Annotated in this window: 19 protein-coding genes; 8 read left to right on the top strand and 11 right to left on the bottom strand. The window is 71.8% G+C overall.

Translation table 11 applies throughout. From position 1 onward, the window contains the following. Positions 1 to 51: 51 nt before the first annotated feature. Both ligA and J2S43_RS10105 read right to left on the bottom strand, forming a co-directional pair. A complete protein-coding gene (ligA, locus tag J2S43_RS10110; protein WP_306828580.1) occupies positions 52 to 2,181 on the bottom strand; it encodes an NAD-dependent DNA ligase LigA in 2,130 nt (709 codons plus the stop codon). Between the two features lie 128 nt (positions 2,182 to 2,309). After that, on the bottom strand, positions 2,310 to 3,137 hold the full coding sequence (locus J2S43_RS10105) for a SigB/SigF/SigG family RNA polymerase sigma factor (RefSeq protein ID WP_306828579.1): 828 nt from the start codon (positions 3,135 to 3,137) through the stop codon (positions 2,310 to 2,312). Positions 3,138 to 3,301: 164 nt separating this feature from the next. Here J2S43_RS10105 and J2S43_RS10100 point away from each other — a divergent pair, with 164 nt between their 5' ends. Next, positions 3,302 to 4,273 (top strand): glycosyltransferase, encoded by a 972-nt coding sequence (locus tag J2S43_RS10100; protein WP_306828578.1) that lies wholly within the window; start codon positions 3,302 to 3,304, stop codon positions 4,271 to 4,273. Positions 4,274 to 4,287: 14 nt separating this feature from the next. On the opposite strand, the gene J2S43_RS10095 is transcribed toward J2S43_RS10100, so the two are convergent. From J2S43_RS10095 to J2S43_RS10085, 3 genes are all read right to left on the bottom strand, one after another. Further along, the gene (locus tag J2S43_RS10095) at positions 4,288 to 6,111 is read right to left on the bottom strand and encodes a rhamnogalacturonan lyase (protein ID WP_306828577.1); all 1,824 of its coding nucleotides are present in this window, start codon (positions 6,109 to 6,111) and stop codon (positions 4,288 to 4,290) included. 836 nt (positions 6,112 to 6,947) lie between these two features. Further along, positions 6,948 to 7,298 carry a DoxX family protein gene (locus J2S43_RS10090; protein ID WP_306828575.1) on the bottom strand — a complete coding sequence of 117 codons (351 nt, stop codon included), beginning with the start codon at positions 7,296 to 7,298 and terminating at the stop codon, positions 6,948 to 6,950. 78 nt (positions 7,299 to 7,376) lie between these two features. Further along, the gene (locus J2S43_RS10085) at positions 7,377 to 7,787 is read right to left on the bottom strand and encodes a VOC family protein (protein WP_306828574.1); all 411 of its coding nucleotides are present in this window, start codon (positions 7,785 to 7,787) and stop codon (positions 7,377 to 7,379) included. A gap of 94 nt (positions 7,788 to 7,881) precedes the next feature. On the opposite strand from J2S43_RS10085, the gene J2S43_RS10080 reads away from it, so the two are divergent. The 3 genes from J2S43_RS10080 to J2S43_RS10070 all read left to right on the top strand — a co-directional run bounded on the left by J2S43_RS10080 (position 7,882) and on the right by J2S43_RS10070 (position 11,240). Next, positions 7,882 to 8,829, top strand: coding sequence for a helix-turn-helix transcriptional regulator (locus J2S43_RS10080; protein WP_306828573.1), 948 nt, complete (start codon positions 7,882 to 7,884; stop codon positions 8,827 to 8,829). Positions 8,830 to 8,984: 155 nt separating this feature from the next. After that, positions 8,985 to 10,415, top strand: coding sequence for a hypothetical protein (locus tag J2S43_RS10075; protein WP_306828572.1), 1,431 nt, complete (start codon positions 8,985 to 8,987; stop codon positions 10,413 to 10,415). A gap of 39 nt (positions 10,416 to 10,454) precedes the next feature. Next, the gene (locus J2S43_RS10070; RefSeq protein ID WP_306828570.1) at positions 10,455 to 11,240 is read left to right on the top strand and encodes an SAM-dependent methyltransferase; all 786 of its coding nucleotides are present in this window, start codon (positions 10,455 to 10,457) and stop codon (positions 11,238 to 11,240) included. 4 nt (positions 11,241 to 11,244) lie between these two features. Here J2S43_RS10070 and J2S43_RS10065 read toward each other — a convergent pair whose 3' ends face one another. After that, the gene (locus J2S43_RS10065; RefSeq protein WP_306828569.1) at positions 11,245 to 11,535 is read right to left on the bottom strand and encodes a hypothetical protein; all 291 of its coding nucleotides are present in this window, start codon (positions 11,533 to 11,535) and stop codon (positions 11,245 to 11,247) included. Between the two features lie 1,000 nt (positions 11,536 to 12,535). After that, complete coding sequence (locus tag J2S43_RS10060; protein WP_306828567.1) at positions 12,536 to 13,297, bottom strand: PilZ domain-containing protein; 762 nt, start codon at positions 13,295 to 13,297, stop codon at positions 12,536 to 12,538. 76 nt (positions 13,298 to 13,373) lie between these two features. On the opposite strand from J2S43_RS10060, the gene J2S43_RS10055 reads away from it, so the two are divergent. Then, positions 13,374 to 14,669: an ABC transporter substrate-binding protein gene (locus J2S43_RS10055; protein WP_306828566.1), complete on the top strand. Its 1,296-nt coding sequence runs from the start codon at positions 13,374 to 13,376 to the stop codon at positions 14,667 to 14,669. 118 nt (positions 14,670 to 14,787) lie between these two features. Here J2S43_RS10055 and J2S43_RS10050 read toward each other — a convergent pair whose 3' ends face one another. Then, a complete protein-coding gene (locus J2S43_RS10050) occupies positions 14,788 to 15,834 on the bottom strand; it encodes a sugar ABC transporter substrate-binding protein (RefSeq protein ID WP_306828565.1) in 1,047 nt (348 codons plus the stop codon). A gap of 84 nt (positions 15,835 to 15,918) precedes the next feature. Here J2S43_RS10050 and J2S43_RS10045 point away from each other — a divergent pair, with 84 nt between their 5' ends. Next, positions 15,919 to 17,877 (top strand): putative bifunctional diguanylate cyclase/phosphodiesterase, encoded by a 1,959-nt coding sequence (locus J2S43_RS10045; RefSeq protein ID WP_306828564.1) that lies wholly within the window; start codon positions 15,919 to 15,921, stop codon positions 17,875 to 17,877. Positions 17,878 to 17,971: 94 nt separating this feature from the next. Here the strand turns inward: J2S43_RS10045 and J2S43_RS10040 are convergent, their stop codons facing one another. The 3 genes from J2S43_RS10040 to J2S43_RS10030 form a co-directional block, all read right to left on the bottom strand. After that, positions 17,972 to 19,156 carry an MFS transporter gene (locus J2S43_RS10040; protein ID WP_306828562.1) on the bottom strand — a complete coding sequence of 395 codons (1,185 nt, stop codon included), beginning with the start codon at positions 19,154 to 19,156 and terminating at the stop codon, positions 17,972 to 17,974. Positions 19,157 to 19,279: 123 nt separating this feature from the next. Next, positions 19,280 to 19,918 (bottom strand): hypothetical protein, encoded by a 639-nt coding sequence (locus J2S43_RS10035; RefSeq protein WP_306828561.1) that lies wholly within the window; start codon positions 19,916 to 19,918, stop codon positions 19,280 to 19,282. A gap of 518 nt (positions 19,919 to 20,436) precedes the next feature. After that, positions 20,437 to 20,685: a winged helix-turn-helix domain-containing protein gene (locus tag J2S43_RS10030; RefSeq protein WP_306828560.1), complete on the bottom strand. Its 249-nt coding sequence runs from the start codon at positions 20,683 to 20,685 to the stop codon at positions 20,437 to 20,439. Positions 20,686 to 20,983: 298 nt separating this feature from the next. Here J2S43_RS10030 and J2S43_RS10025 point away from each other — a divergent pair, with 298 nt between their 5' ends. After that, positions 20,984 to 22,090, top strand: a complete 1,107-nt coding sequence (locus J2S43_RS10025) for an ABC transporter substrate-binding protein (protein ID WP_306828559.1) — start codon at positions 20,984 to 20,986, stop codon at positions 22,088 to 22,090. A 7-nt stretch (positions 22,091 to 22,097) separates the two neighbouring features. Next, positions 22,098 to 22,922 (top strand): class I SAM-dependent methyltransferase, encoded by an 825-nt coding sequence (locus tag J2S43_RS10020; protein ID WP_306828558.1) that lies wholly within the window; start codon positions 22,098 to 22,100, stop codon positions 22,920 to 22,922. Positions 22,923 to 23,053 lie beyond the last annotated feature (131 nt).

Here is a 23,053-nt window from a genome sequence, read left to right as displayed (position 1 = left end):
CCCGCAGTTCCCACGCCGGAAGCGAAAGAATGAATTGCCGGTCGTGACTGGTCAGAAGTCGTCGAGCGACGGTTCCTCGCCCGCGTCGTGGGCGGCCAGCAGCGCGGCGAAGCGGTCGGCGGGCATGATGCGCAGGCCCAACTCCTCGGCCTTGGCCGCCTTGGAACCGGCGCCGTCGCCGACCACGACCAGCTGGGTCTTCTTCGAGACCGAGCCGGAGGACTTTCCGCCCAGCCGCTCGACCGCCTCGTTGCCCTCGTTGCGGGTCAGGCCGGGGACCGAGCCGGTGACCACGACCGTCATCGGCGTGCCGTCCTCGTTGTGCAGCGGCAGCCGCAGCGTGTCCTCCAGGGCCTCGGCGGCGGCAGCGGCCCGCTCGGACGCGGGCACCACGCCCGGCTCGACCATGTTGAGGCCGTGCGCCGTCAGCTTCGCGATGATCGGGGCCAGCTCGGCCAGCTCGGCCGCGATCGTGGTGGCGCGCTCGGGGCCGACGCCCTCCACGTCCTGGAGCTGCTCGACGGTGGCGCCGGTCAGCTCGTCCATGGTGCCGAAGTGCTTCGCCAGCCGGCGGGACATCGATCGGCCGGTCATCCGCACGCCCAGCCCGGTCAGCACGCGGGACATCGGCTGGGTCTTGGAACCCTCGATGTTGGCCAGCAGCTTGGTGGCGGACGTGGTGCCCATCCGGTCCAGCGCCGCGACCGCCTCCACGTCGAGCTCGTAGAGGTCGGCCGGGTCCGTGACCATGCCGGCCGCGACCAGCGCGCGGATCACCTTGTCGCCGAGGCCCTCGATGTCCATCGAGTCGCGCGCCGCGAAGTAGGCCAGCGACTCGGTGGCGCCGCACGCGCGCCCCTGCGTGCACCGCCAGCGCTTCTGCGAGCGGTCGATCTCGCCGCCGCAGCGTGGGCAGAACTCCGGCGGAGTGAACGCGACCGAGTCGGCCGGGCGCTCGTCCAGCTTCGCCCCGGTGATCTCCGGGATGACCTCGCCGGCCCGCCGGACGAAGACGGTGTCGCCGACCCGCACGTCCCGCCGGACCAGGTCGCCGAAGTTGTGCAGCGTGGCGGAGGTGACCACGACGCCGCCGACCTGGACCGGCGCGATCACGGCGACCGGGGTGATCACGCCGGTACGGCCGACCTGCACCTCGATCGCGGTCAGCGTGCTGGTCCGGGTGTCGGCCGGGAACTTGAACGCGGTCGCCCAGCGCGGCGCGCGGCTGGAGGACCCGGCCGCGTCCCGGTCGGCCGGCGCATCCGCCTTGATCACCGCGCCGTCGATGTCGAAGCCGAGCTTGCCGCGCAGCGCGCCCAGTGCGGTGACGGCCTCGACCAACTCGTCCGCGGTCGCGCACTGCGGCATGCCGGCCGGCGAGCCCGCGGTGGTGGTGACGCCGAGGTCCGCGATCGCGGCCATCGCGGCGCTGTGCGTGAGGCCGTCGCCGTCCGGCAGGTCGTGCACCGCATAGGCCAGGAAGGACAGCGGTGCGAGGTAGGCCCGGTCCTGCGCGCGGAGCGTGCCGGCGGCGGCGTTGCGCGGGTTGGCGAACGGGGCACCGCCGTGCGCGACCCGCAGCTCATTGGCCTTGGCGAAGTCGTCGTCGGTCATGAAGACCTCGCCGCGCACCTCCACCGTGACCGGCCGGGTCAGCTCGCCCGGCAGCCCGGCGACCGCGCGTGCCTGGGCGGTCACGTCCTCCCCCGCGGTGCCGTCGCCGCGCGTGGCGACCTGCACCAGCGCGCCGTCGACGTAGCGCGCCGCGATCGCCATGCCGTCGATCTTCGGCTCGACCGTGAAACCGGCGACCGGGCGGCCGATCACCTTCTCCAGGCGGGTTGCCCACTGCCGCAGCTCGTCGGCGTCGAAGACGTTGGCGAGGCTCAGCATCGGCGTGCTGTGCACGACGTCGCCGACCACGCCGCCACCGGCCGCGACCACCTCGGTCGGCGAGTCGGCCGCCGCCCACTCCGGGTGCGCGGTCTCGCTCGCGGACACCCGGGCGAACAGCGCATCGTAGGTGGCGTCGTCCATGACGATGTCCTCGCCCGCGTAATACGCCGCCGCGGCCTCCCGCATCCGCGTGATCGCCTCGCGGTAGTCGTCGGGGCTCTCGAACGGCGCGGCGTGCGCCGCGTCGACGACGGGGGCGATCTCGTTGCCGGCGGGCGTGGGCATAGGGCACTCGTTTCCTCAGGTCTGGCGTGACGATCTTCTTTCTACTCCACGGGTACGACATATTCCGGCGCCACACAGTGATGGCGGTGCTCCGTCCGGAGCACCGCCATGGTCGAGCCTGTCGAGGATCAGCTAAACGCGTCGACGTCCATGTGGCCGCGCAGCTTGGTCAGCGCCCTGGTGAGCAGGCGGGAGACGTGCATCTGGGAGATGCCGAGCTGGTCCGCGATCTGCGACTGGGTGAGGTTGCCGTAGAAGCGGAGCGTGATGATCCGCTGCTCGCGCGCGTCGAGCATCGCCAGCGCCGGGCCGATGCTGGCCCGGAGGTCGACCTCGTCGTAGTCGTTGCCCTCGTCGCTGATCGTGTCGCCCAGCTCGGTGCCGCCGTCCGGGCCGATCGGGGTGGAGAGGCTGGTCGCGCTGTATGCCCGGGCGCCCTCGAGCCCTTCCAGCACCTCTTCCTCGGTCAGCCCGAGGTAGGTGGCGATGTCCGCGACCTGCGGCGAACGGCCCAGCCTGTGGGTGAGCGTGTTGTTGGCCTCGCTGATCGCGAGCCGCATCTCCTGGAGCCGGCGCGGCACCCGGATCGACCAGGTCCGGTCGCGGAAGTGCCGCTTGACCTCGCCGACGATGGTCGGGATGGCGTAACCCGCGAAGTCGACACCGCGCGACGCGTCGAACCGGTCGACCGCCTTGATCAGGCCGACCGTGGCGGTCTGCACGAGGTCGTCGGTGAGCTCACCGCGACCCGAGTATCGCTTGGCGAGGTGGCGTGCCAGCGGCAGCCACGCCTCGATCGCGCGGTCCCGGAGCGCCGCCCGGCCGGGGTGACTCGCGGGCATCGCGGCGAGCGCGACGATCAGCTCGGAGGCGGCATCCGCGGTCCGGGCGTCGGTCAGCGTGTCACGCTCGGTGGCTTCCTGCTCCGTGGCGCCGGGGGCGATGGTGAGAGTCATGAACATTCCTTCGCTTGTGCCGCCAGCCGGGATGCCCGTTCGGCTTCACGACAATAGCCGAACGGTGGGCGACAAAGATAGCCGAAAGTATGAGTCACTTTCGGTATTCACTCGGATGCGATGCCGCTACAGTGCGCGGGCCGGACCACCACCGAGGAGATTCATTGACGCGCATCGTCTTCGCCGGCCTCGCGTCGCCCGGTCACGCGTTCCCCATGGTGCCGCTCGCGGTCGCGGCGCGGGAGGCCGGCCATGACGTGTGGTTCGCGGCCGGTGACCACGTGCACGCGGCGCTGGCCGCGCACGGGCTGCGGCCGTTCCGGCCGGCCGACTCGTTCTACGAGATCTACGCGGAGGACCTGGAGCCCGAGCTGGATCGCCTCGCACCGGATCTGGTGATTCACGGCTGGGGCCTGCCCGGTGCCGCGGAGGCCGCGCGACGGAAGGGGATCCGGAGCGTGTGGCACGGCTTCGGGCGGCTCTTCCCGGACGGCATCGGCCTCGCCCGGCCGTCGATGGACCTGCCGCACCTGGACATCTGCCCGCCGTCGCTGCAGTCACCGGAGCTGACCGCGCCGACGGTCCCGCTGCGGCCGGTCCCCTACGCCGAGCCGGGTCCGCAGCCCGTCGCGCGTCGCGGCCCGCGCCCGCTGGTCTTCCTGACCATGGGGACCGCGTTCAACACGCCGGAACTGCTGGCCACCGCGCTGCGGGCACTGTCCGGCCTGGACGCGACCGTGATCGCCTCGACCGGGAACAACACAATAAAAGACGAGATTCCAGACAATGCCATGGTACGGCCGTGGGTCGCGCAGGCCGCGCTGCTGCCGGTCGTGGACCTCGTCGTGCACCACGGCGGCAGCGGGACCATGCTCGGCGCGCTGGCCCACGGCGTACCCCAGCTAATTCTTCCGCAGGGTGCGGACCAGTTCGCGAACGCGGCGGCGCTGTCCGCGGCCGGTGCCGCCATCGCCCTGCACCCGGCGGAGGCCGCACCGAACGCGATCGCCGCCTCGGCCCAGCTGCTGCTGGTGGACCGGGGCGGCGATCACCGGACGGCCGCACGCGCGATCGCGAAGGAGATCGCGGCGATGCCGTCACCCGCCGAGGTCATGGGAATTCTCGTGACCCCGTGAGCGGCACATCGTCGTCAGCTGATCTGGAAACTCGGGTGCGGCGGCTGGTTGTAGGCCGTGTTCTGCCAGGCCACCGCCTCACGGTACATCCGGTCCTGCATCAGTGACACGCGCGAGATGCTGGTCGGATCCGTGGTCTGGTAGATGCGCAGCGCGGTGTTGTTCGTGGTCGGCCAGATGACCTCCTCGCGCCAGTCACCGAGGATGTCGGCCGAGAGCGACGGCGTCGCCTTGGTGCCGTTGTTGGAGTGCACGCCGCTCGCGCTCAGCAGCGTGGTGTCCGACGACGTGCCGTACTTCTTGATGGTGGTGCCGTCCAGCAGCTCGCGCTGCCCGTCGCCGTCCCACCAGATCACGAAGTTCGCCGACGACGGCTTGCGGCCGACGTTCGCGCCGGAGGTGTTGCGCAGTCCGTCGACCGCGTTCGACCAGGACTCCGCGCCCGGGCTGCCGGACCAGATGTCGGCGGAGACGCCGCGGCCGTTGTCACAGCCGCAGGACGGGGCGTTCCAGATGATCGCACCGGTGCGCGCGTCCGCCATGTAGTGCGCGTACTTGCTGCCGTCCTCGTCGACCTTGAACACCTCGAGGCCGCCGCGACTCGGGATCAGGTCGCCGACGTGCAGCGCGTCGCCGTGGCCCTGGTTCGTGCGCCACAGCCCGGCACCGTTGTCGTCGATCGCGATCGCCCCGTAGATGATCTCGTCACGGCCGTCCGCGTCCACGTCCGCGATGGACAGGTTGTGGTTGCCCTGACCGGCCCAGGCCGACCCGTTCGTGGACGAGTTGCTGTCGAACGTCCACCTGCGGGTCAGCGCGCCGTTGCGGAAGTCCCAGGCCGCGACCACGGTACGGGTGTAGTAGCCGCGCGCCATGACGATGCTCGGGTACGACCCGTTGAGGTACGCCGTCCCGGCCAGGAACCGGTCCACCCGGTTGCCGTAGCTGTCGCCCCAGCTGCTCACGGTCCCGCGCGGCGGCACGTAGTCGGCGGTGGCGGCGGCGCGGCCGGTCGGCCCGTTGAAGACGGTCAGGAACTCCGGCCCGGACAGGATGTAGCCGGAGCTGTTGCGGTGGTCGGCGGACGCGTTGCCGATGACCGTGCCGCCGCCGTCCTTCGTCCCGTCCGCGGTCTTCATCGCGACCTCGGCCCTGCCGTCGCCGTCGTAGTCGAAGACCTGGAACTGCGTGTAGTGCGCGCCGGCCCGGATGTTGCGCCCGAGGTCGATGCGCCACAGCCGGGTGCCGTTCAGCTTGTACGCGTCGACGAACACGTTCCCGGTGTAGCCGGACTGCGAGTTGTCCTTCGCGTTCGACGGGTCCCACTTCAGCACGATCTCGTAGGCGCCGTCGCCGTCCAGGTCACCCACGGACGCGTCGTTCGCCGAGTACGTGTAGGAGACCCCGTCCGGCGTGGTCCCGCCGGGCGGCACCTGGATCGGCACGTCCTGGCTGGCCGCGAGCGTCCGCACCGGCTCGTCCACGGCCAGCGTCTCAACGCCGCCGGTGACCGGCCGGACCGTGTAGCTGGCGTTCGCCGGTGCGCCCGCGTCCGTGAAGTTGGTGACGTCTGCGGTGCTGACCCTGACGCCGTCGCGGTACACGTCGAACGCGACGCCGGCCGGGTCGGACGCGAGCAGGCGCCAGGACAGGAAGTTGCCCCGGTCGGTGCGGATGCTGACCAGCCCGCGATCGAGGTTCTCCGTGTTGCCGGCCGGTGCGGCGCTCGTGGCGTTCCTGGCGGGCGTCTCCGCCGCGTTCGCCACCGCGACGCCGCCGCCGGTGAGCAGCAGCGTGGTGGCGGCGAGTGCGGCGTACCGCTTCTTGATACGTTTCATGGGCGGACATTCCCCTGCTTTCGGGGTCGCGGTCCGCGAGGGGGTCAGCCGATGCCGGTCGGTGGCCGGCATCGGCTGCGGGCGTGGCGGACCACGGCCGTGCGATGCGCTTCCCGGTGGAGGCGGAAAGCGTTTTCCCAGGTCGTTAACCTAGGCGTTACATTCTTGTCTGTCAATACTTGGTAGGGTTGTCCCCCGCCCCGATGGTCGGGGCTGCGGGAATGCGCGGGCATCGATGCCGCCGTCATGCTGACCGCATGCGAAACGCCATCCTTCGCGGCACCCTGGCGGTCGTCGTGCTGCTGACCGGCGGCGAAGTCCCGCGGTCCTTGCCCTGGGTAGCGGCAGCCGCGCTGCGTTACCGGGCGGCGGCGAAGTCGCGGTCTCTGTGGTGACCAACGGCGTCACCGGCTCCAATGCGGCGACCGGAGCGGCGGCGGAAGCCGCCGCGGGTTTGCCCGCGGGAGCGACTCCGTTGCCCATTCGGCATCGGAAGCCGCGAGCCCTGCCCGGAGACCGAAAGCATCAGCCCGAAATTTCGCATCATTTCCGCCACAGCTCGGACAGCGTCGAGCGGAAGCCGGCGTGGTGGTCGTGCTGTCGCGACCACTCATGCCCGAAGGATCATTGACCGACACGAAAGAGAGGTCAACTTCGATATTCGACCTCTCCTTCGTGTCGGTCAATGATCCTTTACGGCGAGCCACCGCCGAATGGACAACGGAGTCGGGAGCAAACGGGCTGCACCACGCCGGAAGCGGGAAGAGCAAGCTCTTGATCTGTCCGGTGTGGATCGGCTGGGGGCCACCGACCGGGCGCCACGCCGGGAGTCGGCATCACAGGTTGTGGGCCAGCTGCACGGCCAGCGTGGCGACGGCGGTGGTGAAGAAGACGGCCCAGCCGGTCAGGTTGCGGGAGCCGACGCGGAGGTGGGCGACGAGCGCGCCGGCGAAGTAGAGGACGAGGCCGGTGGCGGCGGCGATGCCCAGCGACGGGACCGCGAAACCGGCCAGCAGGCCCAGCGTGCCGGCGGCCAGCAGTGCGCCGAGGATCGGCATCCAGCGGTGCGACATGCGCTTCATGTCCAGCTGGGACCGGGGGTACGAGTGACCGGCCAGATAGGTGACGGCGGCGGTCGCGTCGAGGAGGGCGGCGACGACGGTGATCGTGACGTAGGCGATGTACACAGGCCCTGGACGGTCCGGCGGCACGGGATGTGACAGGTGCCCGGCATCCGGGACGGACACCGGGCACCGGATCGGGGATCAGGCCGCGACGTCGAGGACCCAGGTGACGCCGAAGCGGTCCTTGAGCATGCCGTAGAGCGGGGTCCAGCCGGACGGGCCGAGATCCTGGATGATCGTGGCGCCGTCCGCGAGCCCCGTCCAGTAACCGGTGATCTCGTCGCCGCCGGTGCCGCGGACGGAGACGTAGACCGGCTTGTCGCCGGCGTCGTAGGTCTGGCTCGCGGGCACGTCGAACGCCATCACGTGGAAGCCGTCGTCCGCCAGCACCTGACCCCAGGCGATCAGGCCGGCCTCGGCCGGGTCCGTGGTGCCGTAGACCTGCTGGTGCGTGACCAGCGCGATCTCGCCGCCGAAGACGGACCGGTAGAACTCCAGCGCCGCGCGTGCGTCGCCACGGAAGTTGAGGTGCGTGGTGGTGGTGATGCTCATGATGACTCCGATCGAGTGTCCGTCCGGCTTGCGAGACGAACTCTGGCAGCGGTAGGTGCCAGGTTGTGTCACCTTCTTCCGGCACCATGGGGGCATGCCGAAGACCTCCGCCCGCCTGCTCTCGCTGCTGTCGCTGCTTCAGGCCCGCCGCGACTGGCCCGGAACGCTGCTCGCCGACCGGCTGGGCATCAGCCTGCGCACCGTGCGCCGCGACGTGGACCGGCTACGCGAGCTGGGCTACCCGATCGCGGCCATGAAGGGCCCGGACGGTGGTTACCGGCTCGGTGCCGGCACCGACCTGCCGCCGCTGCTCTTCGACGACGAGCAGGCCGTGGCGCTGACCATCGCGCTGCAGGTCGCGGCGACCACCCCGGGCAACGGTACGGCCGAGGCCGCAGCCCGCGCGCTGCACACGATCCGCCAGGTGATGCCGGCCCGGCTGCGGCAGCGCATCGGCGCGCTCGACGTGACCGCGGTCGAGCGGCCCACCACCCGGCCACCGTCCCCGGTCGACGGCGACGTGCTGCTGACTCTGAGCCGCGCCGTGCACGCCAGTGAGACGCTGCGCTTCGACTACGGCACCGCCGAGGGGCCGCCCCGCCGGGCCGAGCCGCACGCGGTCGTCACCTGGGACGGCCGGTGGTATCTGGTCGCGTGGGACCTCGACCGGGACGACTGGCGCACGTTCCGGGCCGACCGGATCACGCCGTGGACGCCGAACGGCCCCCGCTTCACCCGTCGCGAGCTGCCCGGCGGCGACGTGGCCGCGTTCGTCGCGGACCGCTTCCAGGGCGGCACGCCGTGCCGGGGCACCGTGGTCCTCGCGCTCCCGGCCGCGACCGTGGCGCTCTACACCCGCGACGGCGTGGTCGAGGAACTCGGCCCGGACCGCTGCCGCCTCACGCTCGGCTCATGGTCCTGGACCGCGCTCGCGGCCGCGATCGCCCGCTACGACGCGGACATCGAGGTGGTGGGCCCGCCCGCGCTGACCGACGCGTTCGCCCACCTGGCCCGCCGCTTCGCCCGCACCGCGATCGCCTGACCGCGGCGGCCCGCGCCGTCACCGCACAGGAGAGAACCGTTGATCGTGCACGACCCGGTGCCCCGGGCACGGCGGCGACGGCGTCGTGGAGGTGCACCGCGCCGTGACGTCCGGATTCACGCGCGGCGCCGGTGCCGCTGGGACATGATGGCCCGATGTTCTGGAAGAAGCGCGCCACGGAGAGCAAGCCGGTCGTGACGTCGGAGGCGCTGCGGGCGGCGGCCGGCGGCGATGACGAGGCGCTGGAGTCGGCGGCCCGGCTGCTGCTGGACGCGGACACCGCCGAGACGCTGCGGATGCTGAGCACGGAGACCCGGCTGATCATCCGGCTCGACGACCGCGCCCGCCGGAACGCCCGGTCGCTCCACAGGCGGGCGGGACCGGCGTTCGCGGACACCGCCGCACGCCGGCTCGCGGACGGCAGCCCGGGCCCGGTGGCGGTCGCGCTGGCGAGCATGCACCACGACGGGCGGGTGCGGGAGGACGCGCTGACCCGGATGACGGAGGATCCGATGTGGACACCGCTGCTGGTGCTGCGATCCGGCGACTGGGTGCGGCAGGTGCGGGTCCGCGCGCGTACCGCCGTGGTCGAGGTTCTGTCCGCCGCCGACGGCGCGCATCTGGGCCTGGCGCTGGACATGGCGCTGGCGCTGCACGCACGCTATCGCGGCGACTTCGCCCACGCGCAGACCGTGGCCGTGGCGGTCACGGCGGACTCGCGGGCCCGCGAGGAGCTGCTGATGACCGGCCCGCCCTATCGGCGGCGGTTCGTGTTCACGCTCGGCCTGGGCCTCGGCTGGTGGTCGCCGGACCGCCTGGCGCGGCTCGCCCGCCGCGATCGGGACCGGCTGGTGCGCGGCGGCGCGGCCGAGGCGGTGTGCCGGGACGCGCTCTGGACCGGGCGGCACGACCGGCTGCACGCGCTGGCCCGGTCCCGGTACGCGCAGGTGCGCGCGCTGGCGCTGACCGGCCTGGCCCGGCTCGGCCGGCACGACACCGTGGCCGGATTCCTCGACGATCCCGGCGCCGGAGTCCGGGCCATCGCGCGGGACTCGGCCCGGCGCGCGGGCGTCGACGTGGCCGGGCACTACCGTGCGGCGATGTCCGCCGGCCGGCCGGAGACCGGTGCGATCGCCGGGCTCGCGGAGCTGGGCACGGACCGGGACGCGCCGCTGCTGCACCGGTTGTTCGCGCACCCGGACGCGCGGATCCGGGCCGCGGCGGTCAGCGGGTCGCGGCGCCTCGGCGTACCCCCGGTGGCGCTTCTTCTGCCGTTGCTGCACGATCCGGCCGGGGCCGTCGTCCGGGAGGCCGCGACCGCGCTGTACCCGATGCCGCGTGCGGTTCCGGAGGCGCTGATCGGCGAGCTGCTGACCGGGTCGCGGGTGGAGCTGCGCCGGGCCGGTCACCGGCTGTCCCGGGCGCGCGGCACCGAGGCGGTGCTGCGGGCCGGGCTCGCGCTGATCAACGACCCGGACCCCGGGCTGGCCGGGCGCGCCGCGGCGGACGTGACCCGGATCGCGCGGAGCCCGGACGCACCCGCGGATCTGCCGGAACGGGCACGATCCATGTTCGACGTCCGTTGACCCTTGCTGTTGATCTCCGGGTTGATTACAAACGGTGCCATGACCGCGCCGGACGCCGACCTCCACCCCGACGTGCCGCACGCGGCCCGGATCTGGAACTACTGGATGGGCGGCAAGGACAACTTCGCCGCGGACCGGGCCGCGGGCGACGCGGTCGTGCAGGTCTACCCGGAGATCGCGGCGATGGCCCGGCTGTCGCGCGGCTTCCTGATCCGGGTGGTGCGGCACCTCGCCGCGGAGGCCGGCATCCGGCAGTTCCTGGACATCGGCACCGGCCTGCCCACCATGCAGAACACGCACGAGGTGGCGCAGGGCATCGCGCCGGAGTCCCGCATCGTCTACGTCGACAACGACCCGATGGTGCTGGCACACGCCCGCGCGCTGCTGGTCGGCACCACGGCCGAGGGCATCACGCGGTACGTGCCCGCCGACTACCACGAGCCGGAGAAGATCCTGGCCGAGGCCGCGACCGCGCTCGACTTCCGGGAACCGGTCGCGGTCATGTTCATGGGCGTGCTGGGCTACGAGCCAGACCTCGCCACGGTACGGTCGATCACCGCCCGGATCATGGCGGAGACCGCGCCCGGCAGTCACCTGGTGCTGTGGGACGGCACGAACACCACCGAGGCCGTGGTCGAGGGCGCCCGCCGGCTCGCCGAGAGCGGCGGCGTCCCCTACATCCTGCGCAGCCCGGCGGAGCTGGCCACCTGCTTCGAGGGCCTGACCATGCTGGAGCCCGGCCTGACCCAGATCTCCGCCTGGCGCCCGGACTCCCCCGACATCGAGCCGATCGAGGCCTACGGCGCGGTCGCCCGGAAGGCCTGAGGCGTCACCAGAACTTGCGGCGGTAGTGCCCCTTGTGCCGGTAGTGCCCCTTGTAGCGGGCGTGCCCGTGGTAGCCACCACCGTGGTGATATCCGGGCGGCGGCCCGTACGGGTGATGCCCGTGGCCGTAGCCGCCGTGGCCGTGGCCGCCGTGCCCGTGGCCGCGGCCGTGTCCGTAGAGGCGGCGGTTGACCGCACCCAGCAGTCCGCCCGCGATCGGGTTGCCCCGGTGCGCCTTCCGTTGCAGCCTCGAGGCCACCATCGACAGCAGGAACCGCTTGACGAAACCGCTCACCGCACCCCATCTCCTCATCAATCCCGCAACCCACGGTAACCGACCCACACCACATCACCCTGTGCGGCATCTGCCGGTTTCCTGAGAACCGCGGGCCCAGGTCGGCGGGTCATGAGAACCAAGATCCTTAAGTTCCGGACTCGGTACGTGGCCGGAGCGCGGCGGCGCGTGTGCGCGACCCGTCCATCCGCCACCGCCCGTCCGCCACCGCCCATCCGCCGCTGCCCGTCCGGCGGCGCGTTCGCCGCTGCCCGTCCGGCGGCGCGTTCGCCGCTGCCCGTCCGGCGGCGCGTTCGCCGCTGCCCGTCCGGCGGCGCGTTCGCCGCTGCCCGTCCGGCGGCGCGTTCGCGTGGCGGCTCGCTCGACTCGCGGGCGGCCCGTCCGCTTTTTCTGTCACGTGCTCCGCACGGCGGCCTACCGTGTCCGAAATTGCATGTCATGTCGCCTGCGTGGTGGTCGGCGACTCGGCGGGGCATCGACCGAAAGGATCATTGAGTGTTACGTGAGGCCGGCCGGCTTCGCTGTTGATCTACCCCCACGTGACACTCGATGATCCTTTGAGGGCCGGCCTCGGTGAGCGGCTCACATCCTGCCGTGCAGCGATCATTGACCGACACAAGAGATGGATCTGCGGTCGAAGTCGACCTTGAGGCTTATTCAGCGCGGCGAGCCAACGCCGCGTTGCCGCAGGCCGGGCAGCCTGACGAGGGCGACGCCGAATAAGCCCCCTTCCTTCTGTGCCGGTCAATGATCGTCAGGCTCGGCGGGGTCTCTCCGGACTCTGTCTGCCGTTGCCGTCGGTGCGCGCACGCCCGAACGGCAGATGCCAGAGGAACGGAACGGCGGGGCGCCCGGTCCGGAGTTCGGCATGGTGCGGTGGCTGCGCGAGTGGGGTATCGGTGACGTGCCGTGGGGCTGCGGCGAGCGGAAGCGGTCAGTCGCCCCAGGCGAGGCGGGGCAGACGCAGTCAGTCGCCCCAGGCGAGGCGGGGCAGACGCAGTCAGTCGTCCCAGGCGAGGCGGGGGCGGCCGCCGGCCAGGGAGACGACGCGGGCGAGGAGGAGCTTGTCGTCGATGGCGAGGACGACGCGTTCGCCGCGGTGGACCCGGAGGTCGTCGCCGCTGACGGCGCCGCCGAGGGCGGTGGCGCCGAACGTGACCTGGGCGGAACCGGCCGACGACCAGAGCCAGGCGGGGCCGCTCGGCGCGGTGGCGCCGTCGGCGCCGGTGGTCCAGGTGATGGCGGCGACCATGTCGCGGTCGGCCGGGCGCAGGTGGGTGAACGCGAAGCGGGCGTTGCCGACACGGCCGTCGATGGTGGCGGCGATGCAGGTCATCGGGGTCTCGCCGAGCGAGATGCGGGCGGCGACGGTGACGCCGGCCGGGACCTGGCGGTCGAGCCGGGCGGAGAAACCGCCGACGGACATGTCGGTGGTGTTGCCGGTGGCGGGCTCCTCCGCGCCGGGCCACCAGACGGTGATGGTCGACGCGACCGGCTGCCGGGCGTAGCGGCGGCGGTCGGCGCCGGTCGGGCGTGGCAGCCCCAGGTGCAGGTCGGTGCCGTCGGTGCCGCGGACCGCGGCCCACCAGCGCCCGAGCGGGGTGACGCGGACCAGCGAGACGGTGTCGAACGGTTCCAGGCCGGTCCAGGCGCCGGTGTCGCGTCGCAGGTGCAGCGACCGGTCGCCGGCGGCGATCACGGTCGCCTCACCGCCGGGCTCGACCCGGACCGGCACGTTCACCCATCCCTGGAGATCCGCCATGTCACAAACGTACCGATAAAAGGGTTTAAAACCGGCTAATCGCAGTAGGGTGAGCATTGCAGAGGAGGTCCGTGCCGTGTCGTTGTCCCGTCGGCGAGTCCTGCGTGCCGCAGCGGGTCTCGGGAGTCTCGCGGTCTCCTCGGCGGTGGGCGCCTGCGGCGGTGCGGACGATTCCGGCGCGGCGACCGGCGGCGAGATCGTGCTCTGGTACTGGCCGGGCGGGCTGAGCGACGCGGTCCTGGCCGACGCGGTGCGCGAGTTCGCGCCGCGGACCACGCTCAAGCCCACGCTGATCGAGGGCGACTTCCGGGCGCGGCTGACCGAGGCGCTTGCCGGTCCGCCCGGCGGGGTGCCGTCGATCGCCGGGATCAAGGGCGAGGAGATCGCGTCGTTCCTGCCGCGCGCGGACCTCTTCACGGACCTGCACCGGGTCGGCGCGGACGAGGTGGCCGGCCAGTACCTGCCGTGGAAGTGGCAGCAGGCCAGCGCGCCGGACGACCGGCTGATCGGCTTCCCGATCGACATCGGGCCGACCGCCATGTTCTACCGCGCGGACGTGTTCGAGCGGGCCGGCCTGCCGGTCGAGCCGGGCGAGGTGGCGGCGGAGCTCGGCACCTGGAACGACTACTTCGAGGCGGGCATCACGATCTCGAAGGCGCTGCCCGGGGTGAAGCTGCTCCGCAACGCGCCGGAGCTGTTCACCATCGTCATCTGCCAGGGTACGAAACGATTCATCGACGAGGCGAACCACTTCGTCGGCGACGGCGCGCACGTGCGCGCGGCCTGGGACACGGCGGCGCGGCTGGTCGGGACCGGCGTGAGCGCGGGCATCCCGGTCGAGGACGACGCGCGCTGGAAGGCCGGGCTACGGGACGGGACGCTCGCGACCGAGCTGGGCGCGGCCTGGCTCGGCTACGACATCAAGACCGCGGCGCCGGACGCGGCCGGGGACTGGCGGGTGGCGTCCGGGCCGGCGTCCGGCGCGAACTACGGCGGCTCGTTCCTGTCGCTGCCGGTCAACGGCCAGGACCCGGCGCTGGCGTACGAGATCGTCGCGTGGATCCTGTCGCCGGAGAACCAGGCCCGCGCGTTCGCGGACGCCGCGCTCTTCCCGGCCGCGCCCGCGACCTACACGATGGCGGCGCTGCGCGAGCCGGACGCGTACTTCGGCGGCCAGGTCACGGTCGAGGTGTTCGGCGACTCGGCCCAGCGAGCGCACCGCGTCTACGAGGCACCGGCCGACGCCGACGTGCAGCAGGTCTACATCCGCCAGCTGGGCGCGTTCGAGAACGGCGAGAAGACCGAGACCGAGGCCTGGCGCGACGCGGTCGCCGAGGGCCGGCGCCTAGCCGCCAGCCTCGGCGTCAACTGACCCGCTCCCGTCGAAACCACGGCGCACCGGTGCCCGCGGGAGCATGCCCAACGCGACCACGCCGAAGCGGGCAATCGGCTTTGAAGGATTTGAAAGGTTTTGAACGCTCTGGAAAGTTTCAGAGCGCGTCGGCGAGCGGCCTCAGGTACTGCTCGGGCGAATGCACGATCGTGTCCGCCGTCTCGCGGAACCATTCGCGGCGGCGAGCCTCGGAGGACTGGCGGCCGAGGACCGAGGCCGCGTTGCCGGCGTCGATGAGCAGCCCCGGGGTCTGGATCCATCCGATCGGCAGCGGGCGGCCGGTCTTCGCGGTCAGCGCCTGGAGGCGGCCGGCGACCTCGCCCTGCAAATACGTCTCGGTGGAGACCAGCACCATGCGGTCCTTCATCGCCAGCGTCAGCGACTTGTCGTCGAAGCCGATCGCGGCGGCGACCCACGGATCGCGGCCGGACGCGCGCAGCGACGCGATCGAGTTGACGTCGTGGCCGCCGGTGCCGATGAACGCGATCGCGTCCGGGTTCGCGCGGCGCAGCGTCTGCCAGGCGCGCAGGTTCGCCGCCGGCTCCTGCTTGGTGTCGAACGGGCCGACCACGACCGCGCTGGGCAGGCGCCGTTGGAGCGTTTCACGGAGGCCGAGCACGCGACGGTCGAGTGAGGGAACGCCCGGCGACACGGACCCGATCACGATCACGCCGCCGGTCGAGTGCGGCAGCCGGGACGCGACGGCGTCGCCGAGCATCGCACCGAGCTGGAAGTTGTCGTTGCCGACGAAGAGCGGGACGCCGGAGCCGGGCGCGGGCGCCGAATGCACCGCGATGACCGGCGTACCGCGCGCGATCGCGCTGCCGAGCGAGTCGGCGAACAGCTCCGGGCTGAGCGCGAAGATCGCCAGGGCGGCCGGGGACGACGCCTCCACCTCGGCGAACTCCCGGAGGGCCGCGGCGCTGTCCGCCACGCCGGGGCCGGACTCGCTGTGTTCCACACCGCCGACCTCGTCGACGCCGTGCGCGAAGCCGAGCGTCATCTCCTGCACGAAGCCGAGCTGACGGCTCGCGACCAGGAACGCCACCGGCCCGGGCCGCCGGTCGCCGGCACCCGAGCAGCCGGCCGTGCCGACGAGGGTGAGCGTGAGCAGCGCGGCGAGGACCCGGCGGGGCACGTCCATGCCGGTCCCATCGGCACCGTGGGGGATTAGCTCAGGGAAACCCGGCACCGGTCGATGGGCGAAGGCGAAAGGAGGTGCGCACGGATGCGTCACTGGTTGCAGCGTCGCGCGGTCGCCCGCAGCGCGATCGTCGCGCTCACGATCGGCCTGACGCTCCTCGCCGGCCTCGCGTTCGTCAGCGCGCGCAGCGCCGCGCAGGCCTCCGCGTCCGTCGCCGGCCGGCAGCAGGTCAGCCAGCAGTGGAACGAGATCTACCTCAAAATCAACATTGAGTACGAGCTGCTGGTCGACTTCCTGGACCAGCAGAGCGCACAGGGCCGGTCCGTGCTGTCCGGCTCGATCGGCTCCGCCGAGGAGAACCTGCGCTGGCTGAACGCGAACGGCGGCCCGGACGACAGCGCGCAGGCCCGGGCGCTGCAGAACACCTACGGCGGATACAGCTACACGCTGCGGAACCTGGTCGACGCGACCCGCGGTGACGACGAGGAGCTGGTGCGCCAGCAGGCCCGGCAGGCCGCGCTGAGCGCCGCCGCGCTGCGCAAGCAGGCCTCGAACAACATCGCGCGGAACAACCTGGAGATCGGCGACCGGCTGCGCGAGGCACAGCGGGAGGGCGACCGGATCAAGCTGGGCGTCGGCGTCATCTCCGCCGCGGACCTGGCGCTGGTCGTGTTCTGCTCCATCGTCCTGCTGGCCTACCAGCGCAGCACCGAACGGCAGGCCGCGGAGAGCCGCTACCGGGCCAGCCACGACGCGCTCACCGGCGTCGCGAACCGTGGCCTGCTCACCGAGGGCATCGAGAAGGCCATCGCGCGTACGGTCCCGGGCGGCGCCGGCGTCGGCCTGCTGCTCATCGACCTGAACCGGTTCAAGGAGGTCAACGACACGCTCGGCCACCACGCCGGCGACCTGCTGCTGCAGGAGGTGGCCCGGCGGCTGACCGGCGCGTCCCGGGGCACGGACGTGGTGGCGCGGCTCGGCGGCGACGAGTTCGCGGTGCTGCTCTCCGCGGTCGACTCCGCCGGCGAGGTGATGGAGATCGGCCGGCGGATCCTCGCCGGCCTCTGCGGCCCGGCCGAGTTGGAGGGCCTCACGCTGGACATCAGCGGCAGCATCGGGGTCGCGTTCTATCCGTCGCCGAGCACCAGCGCGGCCGAGCTGCTCCAGCACGCGGACGTCGCGATGTACGCGGCGAAGCGCGGGCACAACGGCATCAGCATGTACGACCCGGAGGCGGACTCCAACAGCTTCGAGCAGCTCACCCTGCTCGGCGAGCTGCGCCGGGCGATCGAGAACGGCGAGCTGGAACTGCACTACCAGCCGAAGGTCCGCCTCAGCACCCGCGCGCTCTGCGGTGCCGAGGCGCTGGTCCGCTGGCGGCATCCGGTGCGCGGGCTGCTCGGCCCGCACCTGTTCATCCCGACAGCGGAGCAGAGCGACCTGATGCGCCCGCTCACCGAGGCCGTGCTGGAGGCCGCGCTCGCCCAGCACCAGCGCTGGCGGCACGACGGCCTGCTGACGCCGGTCTCGGTGAACGTCGGCGCGTCGAACCTGCTCGACCCCGGCTTCCCGGCGCGGGTGGCCGCGCTGATGGACCGCTACGGCACCGCGGTCGGCCAGCTGACCATCGAGATCACCGAGAGCGCGCTGGTCGACGACCCGGTGCGGGCCGCCGCCGCACTTCGCGACATGCGCGACCGGGGCGTGCAGCTGTCGATCGACGACTTCGGCACCGGCTACTCGTCGATGAGCTACCTCCAGGTGTTGCCGCTCGACGAGCTGAAGATCGACCGCCAGTTCACCACGGAGATCCTCTCCACGCCGCGCGGCCGCCCGATCGTGACCGCGATGGTCGAGCTGGCCCACGCGCTCGGCCTCCAGGTCGTGGTGGAGGGCGTGGAGGACGAGCGCACCCACGAGGCGATCGGTGAGATGGGCTGCGAGGTCGGCCAGGGCTACCTGTTCTGCCGCCCGCTGCCGCCCGCCGAGTTCGCCGCGTGGGCGGCGGAGTGGACCCGCCGGGCGGCACCGGCACTGTCATGAGACCTCGCGGAACCGCTGCCGCGGCGTGCCGCACGCGAGCACGGTCTGATGACTGCTTCCCATGACCGGGCACTGTAGACAGTGGGTATGACGGTCACCGGCCGTCCGGCGTGCGCGCGAGCAGCAGCGCCGACGCCGCGGCGAGGAACGCCGCGATCACGAAGACCAGACCCGGCATGCCGTACGCCAGGGACGCGCCGAACACCGCGCCCGCGGTCACCGGCACGACGGCCTCGGCGGCCGCGGCGACGCCGGACAGCGCGCCCTGCACCGCGCCCTGCTCGTCGTCGCCTATCTGCCGGGAGATCCAGGACATCGTGGCCGCGACCGCGAGCACACCGAGCACGCCGACGGCCTGCGACAGGTAGAGCATCCACGGCGCGCTCGCGAGCCCCGTGCCCAGGAAGGACGCGGCGACCAGTACGCTGCCGGCCACGGCGGCTCGCCGGTCGCCGAGGCGCCGCGCGAGCGGGCCGGCCGCGCGCGTCTGCACGACCGCGACGGTCACCGCGTTGACCGCCATCACGACGCCGATGTGCGCGGTGCCCCAGGCGAACTGGGCGGACACGTAGAACGTCCAGACCGACTGGTGGATCATCCGGCCGGCGTCCGCGCAGAGCCGGGCCAGCGCGAGCCGGCCGAGCACCGGGCGGCGCAGCACGGCCGCGACGGCCGTGAACGGGTTCGCGCCGCCGGGCGCCGGGTGTGTCGCGACACCGGTCCGGGACTCGGGCAGGACGAACCAGCCGTAGGCGACGTTGGCCAGCGACAGCGCGGCCGCGGCGAAGAACGGCAGCCGCACGTCGACCGCGCCGAGCAGGCCGCCGATCACCGGACCGGCCATGAAACCGAGCCCGTAGGCGGCGCCGACCAGGCCGTAGGCGCCGGCCCGGTCCTCGGGTGCGGTGACGTCCGCGAGGTAGGCGTTGACGACGGCGTTCGTGCCCGCGGCGGCACCGGCGAGCGCGTGGAAGAGCAGCAGCGTCCACGGGCCGGAGGCGAGCGCGTGCGCCAGCCAGTCGACGCCGAGCACGGTCAGCGAGGCGAGCAGGACGGGCCGCCGGCCGTACCGGTCGGAGAGCCGCCCGAGCAACGGCGACACCATGAACTGCAGCAGCCCGTAGACCGAGCCGAGCACGCCCGCCCACAGCGCGGCGGAGGCCGCGCCACCGGTCACGCCGGCGAGCAGGGCCGGCATGATCGGCACGATCAGGGCGAGCCCGAGCATGTCGAGGAAGACGGTGACGAGAAGGAACGAGAGGGCGGGTACCCGGCGCATGTGCGGCTCCGAAGTCGCGGGAGGGACAGAGCCCCTCCCGCCGCACGGCCGACCGCACACACGGAGGATCAGATTATCGGTGCCGTCAAATCATTTTCCGGGGCGCCGGCAGCCGCCGAGTCGTCAGATGCTGTCCGCCCGGTCGGTGATGGTTTGGAGGATCGGGGCGCGGCCGGTGAATCGAGCGGTCACGTCGCGCCGGTCGTAGCCGGAGCCGATGGTGGCGCCGCCGGCCGCGACGATCATGCGGGGTGCCATCCAGAAGAACTTCGCGGCGCCCGTCACCCGGATCGCGCGGCGGACCGCGTCGGGGGCCAGGGTGCCGTGCAGGCCGCGCACGTAGGCGTCGGTGACGGTCTCCAGAACCTCGTCGAGCACCGCGACGTCGCCGAGTTCGGCCGGGCCGAATGTCTTTCCGTGGACGCCGGGCACGTCCTCGAGCCACATCGCGACCGAACCGTCCGCGCGCTCCCGCACGGACCGGCACTCCGGTGCGGACAGGCCACCCGCGGCGAACACCGTTCCGGGCAGCCCGGCCTCGTACGCGCACGGCTCCCGGCGCCAGTAGTCGGAGTGGCCCGGGTCCGCGCTCGCGGCCAGGTGCGGCAGCGCTCCGGCCCGTCGTGGCGTGGCCACCTTCAGCACCGCGGGCCCGTCGTCCCGGCGGACCCGCCACACGCCGCCGGTCACCTCGTTCGCCGAGCCGTGCTCCAGCGGCTCGGCGACCCAGCCGTCCCGCACCAGATCCATCGGAACCGTCATGATTCAAACCTATGGGACCGCCGGTTACCGGGAAACGGGTCAGCATCACCGGAGTTGTGGCACCCGAGCCCACCGCTTCGATCGTGCCCCGCCGTCCCGTCAGGACGGGCCGTGCGGTCGTGGCGGGAAACCGGATGCCGCCGGCCTATCACCACGCGTTCTTTCAGGTCGTGCCGGAATGCGACGGCAACTGCCGACTCCTGGGTGACGGATGTGTTACCGCATGACGCGGCGGGCGCGGTCCGGGCGCGCATGGAACGCGGAATCACGGAGATTAAGGCCGTTCTCGAGGCGGCCCGGCCAATGAATGACGACCGTCACTCGAATGGGTGCAGCACGGAGAGTGATAGCACGCCTCTCTACAGTGAGAAATGTGCGGAGAGTGACCACTGTGGTCGTGTCACGACGCGGCCGGCTCCGACGCGGGGAGCGAACGGAGCGCCAGCGGAGCTGAGTGGACCGCGAGGTTTGCCCGCGGGAGCATGCCCGGAGTGGCCACGCCGGAAGCGGGAAGAGCCCTAAATGGCCTGTGGTCTTGACTCTGATGTGGAGTCGGACGCGACGTAGACGCCGCGGCCCTGGTGGCCCTGGAGTTCACCGAGGGTGTTGAGCATGCGGATGGCCATCTTGACCGGTTCGGCACTGCAGTTGTACGCGATGGTGAGTTCGGCGATGGAGGGCAGTTTGTCGCCGGGCTTGAGGTCACCGCTGGAGATCTTGGTGCGAATATCAGCCATGATCTGCTGGTAGATGGGGGTGGCGGGCATGGTGAGGGACTCCCTTGGTCAGCGCCTGCCATGACATCACGCTGAACCTCGGATAACAAGCATCCCAAGAATCCTCAGTATCCATAGTTGACTTGGAATGAGAAGCATTCTAGGTTTTCGACCCGAGGGCCCGCCCGTTCTGCTCTTGGTCAGCAACTTTGGGTGACGATGGCGGGCTCTCGCCTCGATCGGGGCACGTCCCCGAACGCCGTGTTGCCGCCGGAGAACCCCCTCGCCGCGCCCCGCGGCCGCTCCCCGGCAACTTGGAATGCATAGAATTCCACGAAGGGATGTCGCAGTGGAATCACTGCTGAACCGGCCGCTCAGCCGCCGGACGCTGCTGGCAGGCAGCGCCGCTGCTGGCGTCGGCCTCACCGGGCTGGCCGCCGGTTGCACGTCGGAGGACGGTGCGCAGCCCGCGTCGCCGAGCGGCGAGCTGCGGAAGACCACCTACATGACCGCGTTCGGGCTCCCGGGCCGTGAGGCGGCGGGTGCGGTGGCCAAGGGCAAGGGCTTCTTCACCGAGGCCGGCCTGGACGTCGAGATCCTCGCGGGCGCGGCCGGTGAGAAGAACTACGCCGCGATGGAGTCCGGTCAGGTCGACTTCGGCGCGGTGGACTGGTCCGGCGCGGTCCCGAGGTACGCCAAGGGTGGCAAGGCCGTGAAGATCGTGGCCGCGATCCACTCGCAGACACTGATCTCGATGGTGACGCTGCCCAGCACCGGCATCACCGGCGCGCGTCAGCTGATCGGCAAGAAGATCGGCGTGGGTGCCGGTGCGGCGCCGAAGTCCGTCTTCCCGGCGTACGCGTCGGCCTACGACATCGAGCCGGCCGAGCTGAAGACGGTGCAGTGGCAGGAGGTCGCGCCGGACCAGGTCGCGGGCCTGCTCATCGCGGGCAAGGTCGACGCGATCGGCCTGTTCGTCGCGGGTACGCCCGGCGTGCGCAAGGCCGCGATCGGTAAGGGCCTGATCACCAAGGAGCAGGACCTCGTCGTGCTGCCGTACAGTGACGGCCTGACCGACCTGATGGGCAACGTGCTGACCGCCCGCACGCAGCTCATCCAGGAGCAGCCGCAACTGGTCCGGGACTTCACGAACGCGCTGATGAAGGGCCTGGACTACGCGGTCAACAACCCGGAGGAGTCGGCGAAGATCCTGGCCGAGCAGGTGCCGGAGACCGACCCGGAGGTGGCCGCCGCCGAGCTGGTCATCATGAAGAACTACGTCTACCCGCAGGACACCACGAAGCCGATCGGCTACATCGACGAGGCGCGCGCGGCGAAGGGCGCGGCCATCCTCGAGGGCGTGCTCCAGCTGCCGCAGATCGACGTCGGCGACATGATCGACTTCAACTTCGTTCCCGGCGGTACGCCCGTGGCGGCGTCCGCGGCGGCGAAGTGAGGCGCGCATGACCGACATCCGGCCGTACCCGCTCAGCAATCTGCACGCCGCGTCGACCGCGCACCACGACGCGCTCAGCGACCTGCTCGACGACGACACCATGTACCGGATCATGAGCCTGATCGACCGGGAGAGCTTCCCGGCGACCGGGCTGGCGTCCGGGACGTGGGCCGGCGCGAGCATGCTCGAGGTCGGCGCCGGGGCCGGCAGCGTGGCGCAGAAGATGCGCTACCTGGTCGGCGACTCAGGACGGGTGGTCGCACTGGACCTGCACCCGGCGATCGAGCCGGACGGCAACCTCGAGGTGGTGCAGCTCGACCTGCTCTCCGACGACCCGCTGCCGGAAGGGCCGTTCCACCTGATCCACGCGCGGCTCACGCTCGGTCACCTGCCGCCGCGCAGGGAGATCACGGCGCGGCTCGTGGAGCGGCTGGCGCCCGGCGGCTGGCTGTGCCTGGAGGACTTCCGGGCGCGGCGGGACGGCATCGCGGTGGCCGGGGAGGGCGCCGAGATCATCGAGGAGTTCCAGCGGACCGTGGGCGAGAAGGTCTTCGACGCACACGGTACGGACCGGGGCTGGGCGCCGAGCATCCACGGCGTGCTGCGCGATCTGGGACTGTCCGATGTGGAGACGAAGACGTTCAGCTCGTACTGGGGTGGCGGGAACGCGGGCGCCCGCTTCCTGACCGCGATCCACGCGCAGACCTACGACAGGATGCTCGCCGCCGGCATGGCCAAGGACCGGCTGGACCGGGTGCCGGACATCATGGCGCGACCCGAGACGCTGATCCACGGCCACGAGGTCTTCTCGGTCGTGGCTCAACGCGCCTGACCGACCGCACAGCCTGATCGACCGCACAGCCTGACCGAACGCACAGTGCCGGGCGTGCCCGAGCACACCGGGACCGCCATCTTCCCGGTGTGCCCGCGCACGCCCGGCACATCCTAAGAGGACCCGACCGC

The organism is Catenuloplanes nepalensis (assembly GCF_030811575.1).
Classification (GTDB): Bacteria; Actinomycetota; Actinomycetes; order Mycobacteriales; family Micromonosporaceae; genus Catenuloplanes; species Catenuloplanes nepalensis.
Note: the sequence above shows the minus strand (reverse complement) of the source record. Positions and strands in the feature narration are given on the sequence as shown.

Coding starts and splice junctions, on each gene's coding strand:
- ligA (WP_306828580.1), bottom strand. CDS start 2,181: ATGCCCACGCCCGCCGGCAACGAGATCGCCCCCGTCGTCGACGCGGCG.
- J2S43_RS10105 (WP_306828579.1), bottom strand. CDS start 3,137: ATGACTCTCACCATCGCCCCCGGCGCCACGGAGCAGGAAGCCACCGAG.
- J2S43_RS10095 (WP_306828577.1), bottom strand. CDS start 6,111: ATGAAACGTATCAAGAAGCGGTACGCCGCACTCGCCGCCACCACGCTG.
- J2S43_RS10085 (WP_306828574.1), bottom strand. CDS start 7,787: ATGAGCATCACCACCACCACGCACCTCAACTTCCGTGGCGACGCACGC.
- J2S43_RS10080 (WP_306828573.1), top strand. CDS start 7,882: ATGCCGAAGACCTCCGCCCGCCTGCTCTCGCTGCTGTCGCTGCTTCAG.
- J2S43_RS10075 (WP_306828572.1), top strand. CDS start 8,985: ATGTTCTGGAAGAAGCGCGCCACGGAGAGCAAGCCGGTCGTGACGTCG.
- J2S43_RS10070 (WP_306828570.1), top strand. CDS start 10,455: ATGACCGCGCCGGACGCCGACCTCCACCCCGACGTGCCGCACGCGGCC.
- J2S43_RS10060 (WP_306828567.1), bottom strand. CDS start 13,297: ATGGCGGATCTCCAGGGATGGGTGAACGTGCCGGTCCGGGTCGAGCCC.
- J2S43_RS10050 (WP_306828565.1), bottom strand. CDS start 15,834: ATGGACGTGCCCCGCCGGGTCCTCGCCGCGCTGCTCACGCTCACCCTC.
- J2S43_RS10045 (WP_306828564.1), top strand. CDS start 15,919: ATGCGTCACTGGTTGCAGCGTCGCGCGGTCGCCCGCAGCGCGATCGTC.
- J2S43_RS10040 (WP_306828562.1), bottom strand. CDS start 19,156: ATGCGCCGGGTACCCGCCCTCTCGTTCCTTCTCGTCACCGTCTTCCTC.
- J2S43_RS10035 (WP_306828561.1), bottom strand. CDS start 19,918: ATGACGGTTCCGATGGATCTGGTGCGGGACGGCTGGGTCGCCGAGCCG.
- J2S43_RS10030 (WP_306828560.1), bottom strand. CDS start 20,685: ATGCCCGCCACCCCCATCTACCAGCAGATCATGGCTGATATTCGCACC.
- J2S43_RS10020 (WP_306828558.1), top strand. CDS start 22,098: ATGACCGACATCCGGCCGTACCCGCTCAGCAATCTGCACGCCGCGTCG.